The organism is Tepidamorphus sp. 3E244, from assembly GCF_046159835.1.
Taxonomy (GTDB): domain Bacteria; phylum Pseudomonadota; class Alphaproteobacteria; order Rhizobiales; family Tepidamorphaceae; genus JACKJK01.
In genome coordinates this window covers 305,882-322,885 of the sequence record NZ_JBJXCY010000002.1, presented here as the reverse complement: position 1 = coordinate 322,885, position 17,004 = coordinate 305,882, and the positions used below count along the sequence as shown (strand labels likewise).

The following is a 17,004-nucleotide window of genomic DNA, read 5'->3' as shown; positions in this document are numbered from 1 at the left end:
GCGGGAAGGACGGCGACAGCTCCATGAACTCTGCTCTGCTGAGCATCGGGATCGCGATTGCGGCGGCATTGATCGCAGCGCTGGTAGCGCCTTTCTTCATCGACTGGGGCTCGTATCGCAGCTTCTTCGAGGATCGCGCCTCCGCCATTCTCGGTCAGCCGGTTTCCATCGAAGGCGACCTCTCGGCCCGGCTTCTGCCGCGCCCGAAGGTCGAGGCGAGCAACGTCACGGTCGGGTCCGGTGGGCGCTTCAAGGCAGACGGGCTGGTGCTGCGGCTGGACCTGACGCCGCTGATGTCCGGCAACATCAAGGTCGAGCACGTGCGGCTCGAAGGCGCGGAGCTGCGCATTGCAGCCGGCGAGGACGGCACGTTCACCGGTTTCGCCGCACCGCGTCCGCAGAAGGACGACGACGATTTCACGCTGGAATCCATCGAGGTCGCCGACAGCCGCATCACCGTGGAAGGCCCCGGTGGCGAGCAGGTGCTCGACCAGGTCGATTTCACCGCCAGCGCCACCAATCTCGATGGCCCCTACAAGGGGGACGGGTCCTTTCAGTACCAGGGCGAGCAGGTCGACTTCACGCTCGCGACCGGTCGCTGGTCTTCGGACGGGCAGCTTCGCACCAAGCTGGGCCTGACGCCGCGCGGCTACCCGGTCGCGTTCGATGCCGACGGCATGTCGAGCATCGAGGATGGCATCGCCCAGTTCGCCGGCCGCATCCGCATGGAACGGATCGCGGACGACAACGCACCGGGGCGGCGCTGGGTCTTTCGCGCCGATACCGAAGCGACCCCGACGCAGGTGCGCTTCTCTGCGCTGACACTCGGCTTCGGTGCCGACGACAAGCAGTTCACGATGGAAGGTGCAGGCTCGCTGAGCCTTGGGGAACGCCCGCGCTTCGACGCGGTACTGGGCGCGCGGCAGGCCGATCTCGACCGGGCGCTCGGCGGGCAGGGCGAGGGCGAGACGACCGCCACGGCGAACCTGACGGATGTGCTGTCGCGCATTGGCGCGCTGTCGCAGAACCCGCCGCCGATCCCCGGGCGCATCGGGGTGGACCTCACCCGCGTCGTCCTGTCAGGCAATCTCATCGACGATGTGTCGCTGGAAGTCGCGTGGACCGGCGAGCAGTGGCAGGTGTCGCAGGCAAGCGCATCCTTCCCCGGTTCCACGACCATCGGGCTTGCGGGTGACCTTGTGCCCGGCACGGACGGCGAGGATGCGCTGATATTCGACGGCGCGGTGCGGATCGCTGCGGAACGCGGGCAGGCATTCGCAGACTGGCTTGGCGAGGACCTGCGCCCTTATACCGGGTGGCTTGCGGGCAGCATCGACGGGCGCTCCGACATCATGGTGTCGCAGGGCAAGCTGTCGCTCGACAACATGTCGCTGACACTCGACGGCAAGCCGATGCGCGGTTCGGTGGCGGTGGCGCTCGCGGATGCGCAGGAGCCGGGCTACGCCGACATATCGCTCGACGGCGAGCGGTTGCGGTTCGAGGCGCTCAAGGCGCTGTGGTCAGGTATCCAGGCGGATGCCGGGGAAGATTCCAAGCGCATTTCCGATGTCTCGCTGAAACTGAAAAGCGATCTCATCACCGCGCCGTCCTTCGAGGCGCGGGGCGTGGAAATCGACGCGCACGTGGTCGATGGCGAACTCGACCTGAAGACGTTACAGATTGCGGACCTCGGCGGCGCGCGGCTATCGGCGAAAGGCGCGCTTTCGCTGGCCGGCGGCACGCAGGACGGGGTGCTGGATTTCAACTTCGATGCGCAGGCGCTCGACGGCGCCGCCACCATGCTCGGCCTGCTCGAACTGGACCGGCTGTCGGAACTTGTCGCCGCGCGGGCCGAGGCGCTCAGCCCGCTCAAGCTGACCGGGCAGATGCGCAACGGCGATGCCGCGGACGGGCGCATGGCGGTTTCCCTGACCGGTACGGCAGCAGGCTCTGCACTCGACGTCACCGGCTCCATCGACGGTTCGCCGCTCGATCCGCTTCAGGCGAATTTCGACGCGACGATCGAGGTGCAGGCCGAAACCGCAGCCGCCCTGATGGCGCAACTCGGGTTCGAGGCGGGACTTCTCGCGCAGGACCCGGCGCGCATCGCGCTGACGCTGAACGGCATCCCCACTGAGGCGCTCTTCGTCGACGGTACCGTGACGGGGCTTGAGTCCAACTCGGCCGTGGAAGGCACGATACGGTTCGACAGCGGCGGGTCGCACACGCTGGATCTCGCGATCCGCACGCAGACGCAGGACGTCGCCGAACTTCTCGCAGGTCTGGACCTGGCTTCGGCGCGCGTTGGCACTGCGCCGGTTTCCGGGCAGCTTTCCATGGAAGTGACGGGCCGCAATCCGTTCGCGCTCCGCGAGATCGTTCTCGACGTCGAGGATGGTGCACGCACGTCACGGCTCAGCGGCGAGGGCACTTTCGCGCGCGGGAACGAGGGGCGTCCGCACCACATCGAGACGGAGCTTTCCGGAGACACGCTATCGCTGCCCGGTGTGCTGGCGCTGATTTACGGATCGGACCGGTTCAGCCACGACGACGAGGACGGTTTCAGCGCGACGCCGTTCGCGGTCGTGCTACCCGAACACGTGGAACTGACGACCAAGCTGCGCAGCGAGCGGCTGGAACTTGCGCCCGGCCTGACGCTGAGCGGCGCGACGTCGTCGCTTTCGGTACGCGGTGACGGCCTGCGCCTCGACAACATCGAAGGCGGGGTATTCGGCGGCTCGGCACGCGGTTCGCTGGCGCTGGTCTCCCAGTCCGGGATGTTGTCGGCAGACGGGCGGCTGCGCATCGAAGGCGGCCGTCTTGGCGAGATCGTTTGGAAGCGCAACGGACGACCGGTCGCATCTGGCGCGTTCGATGCCGACCTGACATTCGGCGGCACCGGCCGGTCGCTCTCGGCCATCGTCGCAAGCCTTGGCGGCGAGGGTGCGGTCAGCGTCACCGATGGCAGCCTCTCGGGTCTCTCGCCGGTTGCCTTCAACCGGATCGTGGATGCGGCGGACCGGGGTGCGGAGATCGACGCCGCGCGTGCCGAAGAACTGCTCGCTGCCTATCTCGATCTCGGCTCGCTTGATTTCGAGCGCGCCGACATGACGTTTTCGGTCGCCGGCGGGGTTGCGCGTGCGACGCGCTTTGCCATCGACGGCGACGGGCTGTCCTCCTTCGTGACGGGCCAGATCAATCTCAACCAGATGACGGTGAACTCGGCCTGGAGCGTGCGCGCGCCGCCGGACCCGGACGCGCCGGACCAGGTGCGCGAATTCGGCATCGTTTTCGAAGGACCGCTGGACGACCCGCAGCGCAGTTTCGACGTCTCGCCGCTGATCGGCTATCTCACCATCCGCGCCTTCGAGCAGGAAGTGACGCGGCTGGAAGAACTGCAACTCGATATCCACGACCGGGGACGCATCCAGCGCGAACTGGACGTGCTCATCAAGCGGCGGCTGGAAACGCGCCAGAGTGTCGAGCAGGCGGAGCAGGACCGCCAGCGCAGGGAGGCCGTCGAACGCAGACGCCGTCAGCGTGAAGCAGAGGCCGCCCGCCGCGCCGAGGAACAGCGCAGATCCGAGGAAGAAGCGCGTGCACGCGAGGCCGCTGCCGCCGCAGAGGCAGCAGCGCAGGCTGCCGCGCGGGACGCGTTGTCCCAGCGGGCGCCGGCCTCGCCGCCTTCGCCGCCGCCACCGACAACGCTGAACACGAGCCCGCCCGCGCTGAACCAGCCCATCGAGATTGCGCCGCCGCCGGGCGGCAATGCCAGCTTCCAGCCGCCACCGTTCCCGGAGAGCGGCGACCCGCAACTTCCGCAAAACTCGCTGGCGCTCGAGCCACCGTTGGCGTCCGTTCCGCAATTGCAGGAGCCGCTGCCGCTCGGTCCGCCGCCCATCACCAGTTCGCAGACACGCCGCAGGCCGCGCACCGACCCGATGGCCGGGTTCGACCGCTAGGCGCGCGCCTTGCCGCGGTACCAGTTGAGCGCATAGGCGCGCAGGGACTGCGACAACGCGGTGATGCCGCGCGCCTCGTCGATCTCGCGAATGAGTGCGGTGATGGTGATGTCGCGCTCGGTGGCGATGTCCTGCAGCGCGTCCCAGAACACGTCTTCAAGTGAAATGCTGGTGCGATGGCCCGCGAGGGTCATCGAGCGCTTGCGAACGGGATCTGCGTCCATCGTGGCGCGTCAGGCCGGCTGGGGTTCGTCGTCACCGCTGTCATCGTCGGCGTCGCGGCGATGGGCCGAGAGGCGGCGGGCGGCAATATCATCTTCCGCCCGTGCCTGTTCCTTCTCGTCCCTCGTGCGCCCGAACTTCACGCGGTTTTGCTCGGCCTTCGCGTCTTTCTCGGCGCGGGCCTTCTGCTTGCGGAAGCGATTCAAATTGACGATCTCGGCCATGAGGTCGCACTCGTTGCTGCAAGGATGAACCGTCAGTCTAACCCCAAATGGTTCAGCTCGGCGAGATCATCTTCGAGGGAACCACGATTGCGTCGAAATCTTCCGCCGGGATGCCGTCGGCAATCGCTTCCTCGCGCAAGGTCGTGCCGTTCTTGTGCGCGGTCTTGGCGATCTTGGCGGCGCGGTCGTAGCCGTATTTTTCCTTCAGCGGCGTCACCAGCATCAGCGAGTTCTTCAGGCCGGCCTCGATGTTTTCAAGACGCGGCTCGATGCCGACGACGCAATTTTCGGTGAAGGAGACGGCGGCGTCCGCCAGCAGGCGGACCGACTGCAGGAAGTTGTAGGCCATCATCGGGTTGAAGACGTTCAGCTCGAAATGCCCCTGGCTGCCGGCCATGGAGATGGCGGCATTGTTGCCGTGAATGTGAGCGCAGACCTGCGTCAGCGCCTCGCACTGGGTCGGATTCACCTTGCCCGGCATGATCGACGAGCCCGGCTCGTTTTCCGGCAGGGCCAGTTCGCCGAGACCCGCGCGCGGGCCGGAGCCGAGGAAGCGAATGTCGTTGGCGATCTTGAAGCATGACATGGCGACGGTGTGTATCGCGCCATGGGTGAAGACCATCGCGTCGTGGGCGGCGAGCGCCTCGAACTTGTTGGGCGCGGTGGTGAAAGGCAGCTGCGTGATCTGGGCGATCTTGTCGGCGACGGCTTCCGCAAAGCCTTTCGGCGAGGCAAGCCCGGTGCCGACCGCGGTGCCGCCCTGGGCCAGTTCCATCAGCGCGGGCAGGGTGTCCTCTATGCGCGCGATACCGTTGGTCAGCTGCTGGGTGTAGCCAGAAAATTCCTGGCCGAGCGTCAGCGGGGTCGCGTCCTGGGTGTGGGTGCGGCCGATCTTGATGATGTCCTTCCACGCCTGCGCCTTGTCGTTCAGCGCATTGCGCAGCGTCTGCAGCGCGGGGATCAGCCGGTGCACCACTTCCTCGGCGCAGGCGATGTGCATGGCGGTCGGGAAGGTGTCGTTGGACGACTGGCTCATGTTGACGTGGTCGTTGGGATGGACCGGCGACTTGGAGCCCATCTCGCCGCCCATCATCTCGATGGCGCGGTTGGAGATCACCTCGTTGGCATTCATGTTGGACTGAGTGCCGGAACCGGTCTGCCAGACGACGAGCGGGAAGTGCTCGTCCAGCTTGCCCTCGATGACCTCCTGCGCAGCGGCGACGATGGTGTTGCCCATGTCTGGCTCCATCTTGCCGAGCGCCATGTTGGCTTCGGCTGCCGCGCGCTTGACGATGCCAAGCGCACGCACGACGGGGGCGGGCTGCTTTTCCCAGCCGATCTTGAAGTTGCCGAGCGAACGCTGCGCCTGTGCGCCCCAGTAGCGCGAGGCATCAACCTCAATCGGGCCAAACGTGTCGGATTCGGTGCGGGTCTTGGTCATGGCTGGCTGGCCCCCAGGCTGGTTGGCGTATCGGTTGGCAAAATGTGCGCGCAACCTATCACGCGGACAAGCGCGGGCAAGCAGGCGGAAAGCCCAAGACCGGCAGGTGGGGAGAGCGGGCGTCAGCCCTTCTTGCGGAATGCGTCGAGCGAGACGACGGTCGCGCCTTCCTCGTCGCTCGTTTCCGCGTCGGGATCGCGTGGCTCGGCCGAATCGCCGGCAAGATCATCGATCGCCAGTGCCGCCGTAGCGGGCATGTCCTCGGCTGCCGGGTCGACGGCGGCATCGGGATCCTCGTTCACGAATTCCAGACCGAACTGGACGCTCGGGTCGAAGAAGCCCTTGATCGAGGAATAGGGGATGACAAGTCGTTCCGGGTTGCCGCCGAAGGAGAGCGTCACCGAGAAGCCGGTGTCATCGACTTCGAGGTCCCAGAACTGGTGCTGCAGGATAACGGTCATTTCCTGCGGGTAATCGCCGCGCAGCTTTTCCGACAGGATGACGCCGGGCGCGGTGGTGTCGATGGAAATGTAGAAATGATGGTCGCCGGGGAGCCCTTGCTGGGCAGCGGACGCGAGGACCTGTCGCACGACGCCGCGCAGGGCTTCCTGCGCCAGGAGATCGTAGCGGATGTAGTCCTTGTTCATTTCCGTCATTCGCTGGGACCTGAAATAAGGAGCGGCGGCGACGCACCGGCGCGACGCCCAAGGGTTACCCCGCACGGGGACCGCGTCAAGGGCGCGGAGGTGGCAGAAGAGCACTTTCACCGACAATGCGCGCACGCAATGAAAATCGTGATCGGATGTGCGTCAACGAATGCGCGGCAGTGACGGTCTTCGAATCAGGAAGAAAGTCGGGGCTTCTGTTGCCAGGTGCCCCGGAACCCCGCCTGACGGGGCTAACCGTCAGGGCTTAATTTCGGTGTTTCAAACTGCGTTACGCAGCCTGAGCAACCGGAGCATAGTTGTCATTCGCAACTATAGATTTGGCCCGATAACGGTGGGTACCATGCCGAGCGAAGAGCTAGCCCTTTACACCCTCGTCGATCCTATTTCGCCCCCGCCGAAGCCCAGCCGCCGACCAGAGGTCAGACTGGGTTTTGGTGGAGGCGCCGGGTACCGCCCCCGGGTCCGAAAGGTTTATTCCGACTGTCCTGTATCGCCATAGCCGGCCAAAACCGGCACCATGGAATATAGTGCGGAAATCAGGCTGCGCAAAGGCACCTGGTGTTCGGCAACTGGAAAAGGGAGACAAACGCGATGGGTTTCAAGGTTTTCAACCCCGACGGGATGCCGCCTCCTGCGGCGAATTATAGCCACGCAGCGATGATCGAGGGCGGGCGCATCCTGCTCGTTTCCGGCCAGGTCGGCGTGCGCGGCGACGGGACGATGCCGGACGATTTCGCCGAGCAGTGCGAAATCGCGTGGGGCAATGTGGAGCACATCCTCAAGAGCCAGGGCGGCGGCTTGCAGAATATAGCGCGCGTGAACGCCTTCATCGACAGCAATGCCAACACGGCGATCTTCCGCGAAATCCGCGACAAGTACGTGCCGCACAACCCGGCCTCCACCGTGGTGGTTGCCGCGCTGATGCAGCCGGAATGGCGGGTGGAAATCGAGGTGACCGCCGTCTTCGACTGAGGTCGATCTTGCGCGAACAGTTTCAAGCGCCGGATACATTGGTGTAGAAAGATCGGACCGGCTGCCGTTGCGGCAGCGGACGCAACGCCAAGGTGCGGCAACGCACCGGAGACGAGCCTCAGGGGGCATGCAAATGGCTGACAACAGCAAGTACTATGAAGACGTCAAGAACTACGCCGGCAGCTGCGACGAAGCGGCGGTCGACAAGATCGTGAAGCACCTGGGTATCGCCCTGCGCAACCGCGATTCGGCGCTTGTCTCGGCGTCTGATCCAAAGGAACTGGAGCGGGTGCGCGAGAGCTGGCTGAAAAAGAAGCTCGGCCTGAGCGGTGATGCGGAACTGGATGCAGCGATCCAGACCGTCGTCGGCAAGATGAAGGGCGACCGCTCCAAGGAGCGCGTGACCGTCTATTACATGCTGGCCGAACACTTCAACAAGCTGGGCGCGCTCTAGGCGCCTACAGCATCCGAGAATTCAGGGCGGCCCGCGCTACACCGGCGCGGGCCGCTTTTCGTTCAGGCTCCCTTCGCACGGGCGGTGCCACACGCGCTCACGGCCATGTGTGCGCGTGTCAACGTGAGTTGTGTGGCCGGCAGCGTGGCGAAGCGCGCATGTTGGCTCGCAAGCTTTGCCTGCCCGAATGGAGAGACACATGATCGCCAATTGCCGGATGTCCCGCTTCGCCTTTCTCGGAGTGCTCGTCGCCACGATGCTCGCGGCGTTCAGTGCAGTTGCGCCGGTGCAGGCCGGGCCGGTCTATACCGGCTTTTCCTCCGGCATCGCGCTCGATGGGCATGACGCGGGTTCATATTTCGAGGCCGGCGAACCGGTGAAAGGCTCGGCGGAATTCACCGCCAAGCACAATGGCGCGACATGGCATTTCGCCAGCGCTGCCAACCGGGACGCCTTCGCGGCGAACCCGGAGAAGTACGCCCCGCAATATGGTGGGCACTGCGCATGGGCGGCCTCCAAGGGTTATGTCGCCAAGGGCAGCCCGGATGCGTGGAAGATCGTCGACGGCAAGCTGTACCTGAACTACGACCAGGCGGTGCAGCAGCGCTGGGCCAGCGACATCCCCGGCAACATCTCCAAGGCCGACAAGACCTGGCCGACGGTCAAGACGGACTGAGGCGCGCTTAGTCCGCAGTTTTCCACGCGCAGCGAAAACCGGTTTCGCGGGTGGTGGTACGCGCGGTGCGGCCTGCATAGACTCGCGCGCAGAAGCGACGTGTGATTCTGCAGGACCCAACCATGCAAGCCTATCTCGACCTGCTGCAACGCATCCTGAACGAGGGTGTCGATCGCGGCGACCGCACCGGCACCGGCACGCGGTCCGTCTTCGGGCACCAGATGCGGTTCGATCTTGGTGACGGCTTTCCGATTGTCACGACGAAGAAGCTGCACCTGAAATCCATCGTGCACGAATTGCTGTGGTTCCTGGAGGGCGACACCAACATCGCCTACCTGCGCGACAAGGGCGTGCGCATCTGGGACGAGTGGGCCGACGAAAACGGCGACCTCGGCCCCGTCTACGGCAAGCAGTGGCGCTCCTGGGCGACGCCGGACGGGCGGGCGATCGACCAGATTTCCGATGTCGTCAGCGAGATACGCACCAACCCGAATTCGCGCCGGCTGATCGTGACCGCGTGGAACCCGGCGGACCTGCCGGCCATGGCGCTCAGCCCGTGCCACTGCATGTTCCAGTTCTACGTTGCGGAGGGGAAGCTCTCCTGCCAGCTCTACCAGCGTTCGGCGGATGTGTTCCTGGGCGTGCCGTTCAACATCGCCTCCTACGCGCTGCTGACGATGATGATGGCGCAGGTGACGGGGCTGAAGCCCGGCGACTTCGTGCATACCTTCGGCGACGCGCATCTCTACTCGAACCATTTCGAGCAGGCGCGCGAGCAACTCTCGCGCACGCCGCGCGCGCTGCCGCGCATGGAGATCAATCCGTCGGTGACGGACATCTTCGGCTTCAGCTACGACGACTTCACCCTGAAGGGCTACGACCCGCATCCGCACATCGCGGCGGAGGTTTCGGTTTGACCGAATGGGGGCAGCCAGCATAAAGGATGGCCCTCATTTCAAATGTCGGAGAGTCTGTTGGCGTACATCCCAAAAATTCAATTGCCGTGGGTCACGTTTATCGTAGCGCGCAGTTATCCAGGCAACGTTATCGGCTGCGAAAATGAGCTCCCTTGGCATCTGCGCACTGACCTCCAACTGTTCAAAAATAAGACGCTCCATAACGCGGTAATCATGGGCCGAAAGACGCTCGAGTCCATCGGGAGGCCCCTTCCCAATCGCCTGAACATCATCTTAAGCACCACGCGAAATAAATCTGATATTAAAAACGTAGTGTGGGAAACTTCCAAAGAAGAAGCCTTATATACGGCAGATGTTTTTAGCATCCAGAACTACCGTAAGGAGCTTTATATAATTGGCGGCGCGAGAATATATAAACTTTATGAAGACATAGTTCAGAAAGTTATAGTCACTGAAGTATTCGCCCCAAATATTAAAGGTGATGCGCATTTTAATGTTGATTTTACGGACAGATCAAAGTGGGTTATGAAATATGAAAGCGAAGATTTTCCAAAAACAGAATATGATGAATATCCATTCAGATTCTATGTTTATCATAAAAGGCAATTGAATCGAAGATTCGTCAACATTCGGGATTACTTCAGGAATCCTGAAGTGGTTAGCGGATCACTTGACGCATACTCTAGACTTCCTGATCCACCAGATAATTTGGATCATCCCGTTCCAGAGCAACAGCTTCACCTGTCCCTGTAACCTCTACTGATAGCTTTGAGCTTGGACCAGCTTGCGGCATTTTCGTCGCTGACTTACGTGCGGCGTTGACACATTCGCGCGTGAACACCAATTCCCAACGGTCGGGGGCGCGTTGAAAGGCCGTTTTGCCTATCCTATAACCGCGCGCAAAGAATGGACCGGGCGCATTCGCGTCCGCATATCCCACAGGAACGAGGAAAACATATGCCTTGGAGCAATCAGGGTGGCGGCTGGAAGGGGAACAATGGTGGCCCCTGGGGCAGCCCGCCACCGGGACAGGGCGGCGGTGGGTCGCCCGGCGGTCCGTCACCGGACCTGGAAGAAATTCTTCGCAAGAGCCAGGAACGCGTTCGTGACATGATGCCGGGAGGCAGCGGTTTCGGCGGCAAGGGGTTCCTGCTGATCGTGCTCGTCGTTCTTGGCGCATGGGTGCTGCTGTCCAGCGTTTATCGCGTGCAGCCGGACGAACAGGGCGTGGTTCTGCGCTTTGGCGAATATGTCGAACAGACACCGCCGGGACTTCACTTCCACCTGCCGTGGCCGATTGAAACCGCGCTGACGCCGAAGGTAACGCGCGTCAATCGCATTGAGGTCGGCATGCGTGGCTTCGAGGACCGCGGCAGCAATTCGCGCATCCAGGACGTGCCGGAAGAAAGCCTGATGCTGACGGGCGACGAGAACATCGTCGACGTCGACTTCACCGTTTTCTGGGTCATCTCCAGCGCCGGCGATTTCCTATTCAACATCCAGAACCCGGAATCGACCGTGAAGGCCGTGGCCGAAAGCGCCATGCGTGAAGTGATCGGCAAGAGCGAGCTTGAACCCGTCCTGACCGACCGTCGCCAGACGGAAGTCGCGGTGCAGGAATTGATGCAGTCGACGCTCGACGATTACGGCGCAGGAATTTCCGTGACCCAGGTGCAGATGCAGTCGGTTGATCCGCCCAACCAAGTCATCGACGCATTCCGTGACGTTCAGGCCGCGCGCGCCGACCAGGAGCGCCTGCAGAACGAAGCCCAGACCTACGCCAACCGGGTCGTTCCGGAAGCGCGCGGTGAAGCCGCCCGCATTCTGGAAGCCGCAAACGGCTACCGGGACCGTACGGTTGCGGAAGCGCGCGGTCAGGCCGACCGCTTCTCCAAGGTCTACGGCGAATATCAGAAGGCGCCGCAGGTCACCCGCGAGCGCATGTACCTGGAAACGATGGAGCGCATCTTCGGCGGTACGGAGAAGATCATCATTGATGACAACGTCGGCGGCGAAGGCGGGGTCCTTCCCTACCTGCCGCTCAACGAACTGTCTCGCGGAAGGAACTCCCAATGAACAAGCCAGTCTTTGGCGGGATCCTGCTGCTGATCGCAGTCGGCATCTTCGTCGCCTACAACGCGCTCTTCACGGTGCACCAGACCCAGCAGGCGCTGGTGCTCCAGTTCGGCGCGACCAAGCGGCAGATCACCGAGCCGGGCCTCGCCTGGAAGGTGCCGTTCGTCCAGAACGTCGTCTTCTTCGACAAGCGCATCCTCGACCTGGATTCGCCCGCACAGGAAGTCATCGCCTCGGACCAGAAGCGCCTCGTGGTGGACGCCTTCGCGCGCTACCGCATCAACAATGCGCTGCGCTTCTACCAGTCGGTCGGCACGATCAACATCGCCAACTCGCGCCTTGCGACGGTCCTCAACTCCGCCGTGCGTCGTGTGCTGGGCGAAGCGAGCTTCACCGCGGTCGTGCGTGATGATCGTCCGCAGTTGATGAACCGTATTCGCGAGCAGATGGACGAAGAGGCCGACAAGTTCGGAATCGACGTTGTTGACGTGCGCATCCGCCGCGCCGACCTGCCCGAGGCCAACAGCCAGGCGATCTTCTCGCGGATGCAGACCGCGCGTCAGCGCGAAGCTGCAGAAATCCGCGCTGAAGGTGAGGAAGCCGCGCGGCGTATCCGCTCGCGTGCCGACCGCACCGCGACCGTCATCATCGCCGAGGCCAGCCGTGAATCCGAACAGGTTCGTGGTGACGGCGATGCCGCGCGCGCCAACATCTTCGCCGAAGCGTTCGGCCAGGACCCGGAGTTCTTCAGCTTCTACCGGTCGATGCAGGCTTATGAAGCGGGCATTGCCTCCGGCGACACGCGCATGGTGCTCAGCCCGAAGAGCGAGTTCTTCCGCTACTTCGGCAATTCGCGCGCCGGCACCGACGCCAACCTGCCGCGTGCTCCCGGTGCGGGTGCACCGGCAGACGGAGCCTCTGAAGACGATGCACAGCCAAACGCGGACAGTGCCGTCGCACCAAACGGTGATGAACCGGCGGGCGCGGATGCCGGGGCCGGTGACGTGCTGACCGGGGGTGACGCGAGCGCACCTGCCGACCAGCCGCCGCTGCCGGAATCCGGCGACGGCGCGTTGCAGCAATAAGGTTCAAACGGGCTGTCGGGAAACCGGCAGCCCGTTTCCACTTGGTATGACCGACTTTCTGTCCGCCATCGGCCTCGTCCTTTGCATTGAAGGCGCGCTCTATGCCCTCGCGCCCGGCACGGTTCGGCGCATGGTCGAGCAATTGCCGATGCTGTCGGACGGCGCGCTGCGGATGGGCGGCCTTGCGGCTGCCACGATCGGCGTGATCCTTGTTTACATGGTGCGCGGTTGAGCCTCGGGCCGAGGCTGAATGCCGCGCAAATCGAAGACTTGCCCTGAACCCAAAGGGCATTGGAGCCTGAGACGCGATGATGCTGAACCTGACCTTCCCGACCGCCCGCACGATGCGCGCCCTGATGCTGGGCGCCTGCGTTGCCCTTGCCGGACTTGCCGCCAACACGGCGCAGGCGCGCGGGCCTGAGTCGGTTGCCGATGTCGCGGAAGGCCTGCTCGATGCGGTGGTCAACATCTCGACGTCACAGACGGTTCAGAACAGCGGCAACGTGCCGATGCCGGACCTGCCGCCCGGCTCGCCCTTCGAGGAGTTCTTCAAGGAGTTCTTCGATCGTGAAGGCAGCCAAGGCCGCCCGCGCAAGGTGAACTCGCTCGGCTCCGGTTTCGTCATCGACAAGAGCGGCATCATCGTCACCAACAACCACGTCATCGCCGATGCGGACGAGATCGTCGCCAACTTTGCCGACGGTTCCAAGTTGCAGGCCGAACTGATCGGACGTGACGAGAAGACCGACCTCGCCGTGCTGCGCGTGAAGCCGCCGAAGGACCTGCCTTTCGTGGAGTTCGGGGATTCGCAGGTGCTGCGCATCGGTGACTGGGTGCTGGCCATCGGCAACCCGTTCGGCCTTGGCGGTTCGGTCACGACGGGCATCGTGTCGGCGGTCAACCGCAACATCAACGCCGGTCCCTACGACAGCTTCATCCAGACCGATGCCGCCATCAACCGGGGCAACTCGGGCGGGCCGCTGTTCAACATGGATGGCAAGGTCGTGGGCATCAACACGGCGATCATCTCACCGTCCGGCGGCTCCATCGGTATCGGGTTCGCCATCCCCTCCAAGCTTGCCAAGCGCGTGATCGACCAGCTCGTGGAGTTCGGAGAGACGCGGCGCGGCTACATTGGCGTGCGCATCCAGGCGGTGACCGACGAGATCGCCGAAAGCCTCGGGATGAATGCCGCGACCGGCGCGCTCATTGCCGGCATCACGCCGGGCGGACCGGCAGACGAGGCGGGCCTCCAGACCGGTGACATCATCCTGGAATTCGACGGGCAGGCGATCACGGCCTACCGCGACCTGTCGCGGATCGTGGCCGATACGCTGGTGGGTGCGGAAACCAGCGTGACCGTTCTGCGGGACGGCGCGCAGATCGAACTGCCCATCACGCTTGGCCGACTGAACGAATCCGAAGGCGGGAACAGTGATGAACCCGCCGACGCAGAAGAAGGCGACGATGCCACAGCCGCGACGGTTCTCGGCATGGTGCTGGGCGAACTCAACGATTCCGCGCGCGAGAAGTACGGCATCGCGGCCGACGTTGAAGGCGTGATCGTGCAATCGGTGCGCGAGGACAGCCCGGCGGCGGAACGCCAGATCAAGGAAGGCGACGTCATCATGCGCGTCGGCCAGGAGCAGGTGATCGCGCCCGCAGACGTGGTGGCGCAGGTCAACGCAATGCGCGACCGTGGCGCTAATTCCGCGCTGGTCTTCGTGGGTGACAGCAAGGGCGACGGCCGCTTCGTGGTGCTGCCGCTAAACGAGTAGCGTTTCGATCAGCCGCGGACGAAATCGGCTTCCCTGTAACCTTGCGCATAGAGCAGGGAGGTGAGGTCCGTGTGGTTGACCGCGGCATCGGCTGCAATCGCCACGAGGGGCTTGGCGCGGTAGGCGACGCCAAGTCCGGCGGTCTCGATCATGGCGAGGTCGTTGGCCCCGTCGCCGACCGCCAGGGTCAGTTCCATCGGGATGTCCCGGGCCGCCGCCATCCCGTCCAGCGCCTCGCGCTTGGCCTCGCGGCCGAGCACTGGTTCCTCCACGGTCCCGTCCAGCGTATCGCCCGCCATCCCCAGCACGTTCGCGCGGTTCTCCGCAAAGCCCGCGCGCTCCGCCACGACCTGCGTGAACAGCGAGAACCCGCCCGACACGAGGGCGGTGTGCGCGCCCCTTGCGGCCATGGTGCGCACCAGCGTGCGCGCGCCAGGGTTGAGCGTCACAACGTCGCGCAGCAGCCGGTCGATGTCCGCGCGCTTCACGCCTTTCAACAAGGCGACGCGCTCGCGCAGTGCGGGTTCGAACGCGATCTCGCCGCGCATGGCGCGTTCGGTGATCGCTGAAATTTCCGCGCGGATGCCGACGAGTTCCGCCAACTCGTCGATGCACTCCTGCCCGATGATCGTTGAATCCATGTCGGCGATGAGCAGCTTCTTGGCGCGTGCGGCCGCGGGTTGCAGCACGATATCGACAGGCAGGTGCTGCAACATTTCCAGCATGGCCGCGCGCAGCGTCGTCAGGTTTCCCTCGCCAAAGGGCAGGTCGATTGCTTCGGAGCCCAGCGGCGAGGGCTCTTCCGGCGCGGGCAACAGGCCGGTTGCCTTGCGCAAACCGTCGGCGAGCGCGAACTCCTCACCGGGCAGGGAGACGAGTGTTGCGACGTTGGGCGCGGGGGAGGCTTGCATAGGCGGTCGCTTTGCTGGTTCTTGCTGAAACAATGAAGACGACAGACGACAGGAAAGCGGCGCCAGCCGCGGTTTTGATAGCCGGGCCGACCGCGAGCGGCAAGTCGGCGCTGGCGCTCGAACTGGCCGAGCGGATCGGTGGCGCCGTCATCAACACCGACTCTATGCAGGTCTATGGCGACCTTCACGTGCTGAGCGCGCGGCCTTCCGCCGATGAGGTCAGCCGCGCGCCACACATGCTCTACGGCAACGTGGATGCGCGTGAACGCTACTCCGCCGGGCGTTTTGCAGAAGACGCGCAGGCAGCACTCGAGCAGTGCCGGGAGAAGGGTCTGGTCCCGATCTTCACCGGCGGGACCGGGCTTTATTTCAAGACACTGGTCGAAGGTCTTTCGCCGATACCGCACGTGCCTGACACGGTTCGCGCGCGGGTCGAGGCGCGCATCGAGGCAGACGGGCTGGAGGCGGCGCAGGCAGCGCTCAGCGTTTGCGACCCGGTGCTGTCGCGCAAGTTCCCCGCACTCGACCGGCAAAGGCTGGTGCGTGCACTCAGTGTCTTCGAGTCGACCGGGCGTGCATTAGGCGCGTGGCAGGAAGAAAAGGGCGTGCCGATCCTCGATCCGGCGCGCACCGTTCGCGTCTTTCTGGATGCGGACCGTGATTGGCTGTACAGCCGCATCGATGCCCGCTTCGAACAGATGGTCGCGGCCGGTGCGCTGGACGAGGTGTCCGCGCTTGTTGCCAGGGTCGAAGACGCGACACTCCCGGCCATGCGGGCACACGGGGTGCCGCACCTTGCCGCGCATCTAGCCGGGCATATGGCGTTGGACGAGGCCATTGCGCGCTCGCAAGCCGACACGCGGCACTACGCCAAGCGCCAGAAGACATGGTTCCGCCACCAGATGAGCGGATGGGACAGTCTCGACCCGGCAGACAAAAAAGCCCGCGCAAGCTGGTTGCAGCTGGCGCGGGGGGAGTGTGAGGCACACCGAAAGGAGACTGCCGCGCGCGCTGCCAAGGGGTGACGCGCGCGCAGCAGGTCGTTTGCTGTCGGCTTACGAAGCCGGCAGGAGGACCGTGTCGATGACGTGGATCACGCCGTTGGACTGGTCGACGTCGGCAATCGTCACGGTCGCGACATTGCCCTGGCCGTCCTTGAGCATGATCTTGCCGTCCTTCTGCATGGCCGTGAACGTGCACCCACCAACGGTCTTGACCGGGTGCTCGCCGCCATCGTCGGCAATCATCTTGGAGATGGCGTCGGACATCGCGTCAGCCGCGACGACGTGGCAGGTCAGGATCTTCGTGAGCTGATCCTTGTTTTCCGGCTTCAGCAGCGTCTCGACAGTGCCGTCGGGCAGCTTGTCGAACGCGGCGTTGGTCGGCGCGAAGACGGTGAACGGACCCGGACCCTGGAGGGTTTCGACCAGGTCGGCAGCCTTCACCGCGGCAACGAGCGTGGTGTGATCCTTCGAGTTGACGGCGTTTTCGACGATGTTCTTGTCAGCATACATCGCCGCGCCACCAACCATCGGGTTTTCGGCGAAAGCAGAAACGGCAGTCGCACTAACAATAGCGGTGGTCAGTGCAAGGGTACGGATGTTCTTAAACATGGGGG

Annotated in this window: 17 protein-coding genes and 1 other RNA gene; 11 read left to right on the top strand and 7 right to left on the bottom strand. The window is 64.1% G+C overall.

The features are described from left to right. Positions 1-23: 23 nt before the first annotated feature. Entirely contained in the window at positions 24-3,962 is a 3,939-nt protein-coding gene (locus ACKTEK_RS10385; protein WP_409165218.1) for an AsmA-like C-terminal region-containing protein, read from the top strand. Here the strand turns inward: ACKTEK_RS10385 and ACKTEK_RS10380 are convergent. The 5 genes from ACKTEK_RS10380 to ssrA all read right to left on the bottom strand — a co-directional run bounded on the left by ACKTEK_RS10380 (position 3,959) and on the right by ssrA (position 7,071). After that, positions 3,959-4,186, bottom strand: coding sequence for a ribbon-helix-helix domain-containing protein (locus ACKTEK_RS10380; protein ID WP_409165217.1), 228 nt, complete (start codon positions 4,184-4,186; stop codon positions 3,959-3,961). The genes ACKTEK_RS10385 and ACKTEK_RS10380 overlap by 4 nt on opposite strands. A gap of 9 nt (positions 4,187-4,195) precedes the next feature. After that, positions 4,196-4,408, bottom strand: a complete 213-nt coding sequence (locus ACKTEK_RS10375; RefSeq protein WP_409165216.1) for a DUF4169 family protein — start codon at positions 4,406-4,408, stop codon at positions 4,196-4,198. 52 nt (positions 4,409-4,460) lie between these two features. Continuing rightward, complete coding sequence (gene fumC, locus ACKTEK_RS10370; protein WP_409165215.1) at positions 4,461-5,849, bottom strand: class II fumarate hydratase; 1,389 nt, start codon at positions 5,847-5,849, stop codon at positions 4,461-4,463. Positions 5,850-5,971: 122 nt separating this feature from the next. Next, positions 5,972-6,505, bottom strand: coding sequence for an SspB family protein (locus ACKTEK_RS10365; RefSeq protein ID WP_409165214.1), 534 nt, complete (start codon positions 6,503-6,505; stop codon positions 5,972-5,974). Between the two features lie 195 nt (positions 6,506-6,700). Continuing rightward, positions 6,701-7,071: a transfer-messenger RNA gene (ssrA, locus tag ACKTEK_RS10360) on the bottom strand. Between the two features lie 37 nt (positions 7,072-7,108). Here ssrA and ACKTEK_RS10355 point away from each other — a divergent pair. The 9 genes from ACKTEK_RS10355 (at position 7,109) to ACKTEK_RS10315 (ending at position 14,475) form a co-directional block, all read left to right on the top strand. Beyond that, a complete protein-coding gene (locus ACKTEK_RS10355; protein ID WP_409165213.1) occupies positions 7,109-7,489 on the top strand; it encodes a RidA family protein in 381 nt (126 codons plus the stop codon). Between the two features lie 133 nt (positions 7,490-7,622). Then, the gene (locus ACKTEK_RS10350) at positions 7,623-7,943 is read left to right on the top strand and encodes a DUF2853 family protein (RefSeq protein WP_409165212.1); all 321 of its coding nucleotides are present in this window, start codon (positions 7,623-7,625) and stop codon (positions 7,941-7,943) included. A 199-nt stretch (positions 7,944-8,142) separates the two neighbouring features. Continuing rightward, positions 8,143-8,619 carry a YHS domain-containing (seleno)protein gene (locus ACKTEK_RS10345; RefSeq protein WP_409165211.1) on the top strand — a complete coding sequence of 159 codons (477 nt, stop codon included), beginning with the start codon at positions 8,143-8,145 and terminating at the stop codon, positions 8,617-8,619. Positions 8,620-8,741: 122 nt separating this feature from the next. After that, positions 8,742-9,536: a thymidylate synthase gene (locus ACKTEK_RS10340; RefSeq protein WP_409165210.1), complete on the top strand. Its 795-nt coding sequence runs from the start codon at positions 8,742-8,744 to the stop codon at positions 9,534-9,536. A gap of 57 nt (positions 9,537-9,593) precedes the next feature. Further along, complete coding sequence (locus ACKTEK_RS10335; RefSeq protein WP_409165209.1) at positions 9,594-10,289, top strand: dihydrofolate reductase; 696 nt, start codon at positions 9,594-9,596, stop codon at positions 10,287-10,289. Positions 10,290-10,493: 204 nt separating this feature from the next. Continuing rightward, positions 10,494-11,612, top strand: a complete 1,119-nt coding sequence (gene hflK / locus ACKTEK_RS10330; RefSeq protein ID WP_409165208.1) for an FtsH protease activity modulator HflK — start codon at positions 10,494-10,496, stop codon at positions 11,610-11,612. Then, positions 11,609-12,697 carry a protease modulator HflC gene (gene hflC, locus ACKTEK_RS10325; RefSeq protein ID WP_409165207.1) on the top strand — a complete coding sequence of 363 codons (1,089 nt, stop codon included), beginning with the start codon at positions 11,609-11,611 and terminating at the stop codon, positions 12,695-12,697. The genes hflK and hflC overlap by 4 nt, the downstream gene beginning before the upstream one ends. A 46-nt stretch (positions 12,698-12,743) precedes the next feature. Beyond that, positions 12,744-12,929, top strand: coding sequence for a DUF2065 domain-containing protein (locus ACKTEK_RS10320; protein ID WP_409165206.1), 186 nt, complete (start codon positions 12,744-12,746; stop codon positions 12,927-12,929). Between the two features lie 76 nt (positions 12,930-13,005). Continuing rightward, on the top strand, positions 13,006-14,475 hold the full coding sequence (locus tag ACKTEK_RS10315; RefSeq protein ID WP_409165205.1) for a Do family serine endopeptidase: 1,470 nt from the start codon (positions 13,006-13,008) through the stop codon (positions 14,473-14,475). Between the two features lie 8 nt (positions 14,476-14,483). Here ACKTEK_RS10315 and serB read toward each other — a convergent pair whose 3' ends face one another. Further along, positions 14,484-15,386 (bottom strand): phosphoserine phosphatase SerB, encoded by a 903-nt coding sequence (gene serB, locus ACKTEK_RS10310; RefSeq protein WP_409165204.1) that lies wholly within the window; start codon positions 15,384-15,386, stop codon positions 14,484-14,486. Between the two features lie 32 nt (positions 15,387-15,418). On the opposite strand from serB, the gene miaA reads away from it, so the two are divergent. Then, on the top strand, positions 15,419-16,411 hold the full coding sequence (gene miaA, locus ACKTEK_RS10305; RefSeq protein WP_409165203.1) for a tRNA (adenosine(37)-N6)-dimethylallyltransferase MiaA: 993 nt from the start codon (positions 15,419-15,421) through the stop codon (positions 16,409-16,411). A gap of 30 nt (positions 16,412-16,441) precedes the next feature. On the opposite strand, the gene ACKTEK_RS10300 is transcribed toward miaA, so the two are convergent. Further along, positions 16,442-16,999 (bottom strand): fasciclin domain-containing protein, encoded by a 558-nt coding sequence (locus ACKTEK_RS10300; protein WP_409165202.1) that lies wholly within the window; start codon positions 16,997-16,999, stop codon positions 16,442-16,444. Between the last annotated feature and the right edge of the window lie 5 nt (positions 17,000-17,004).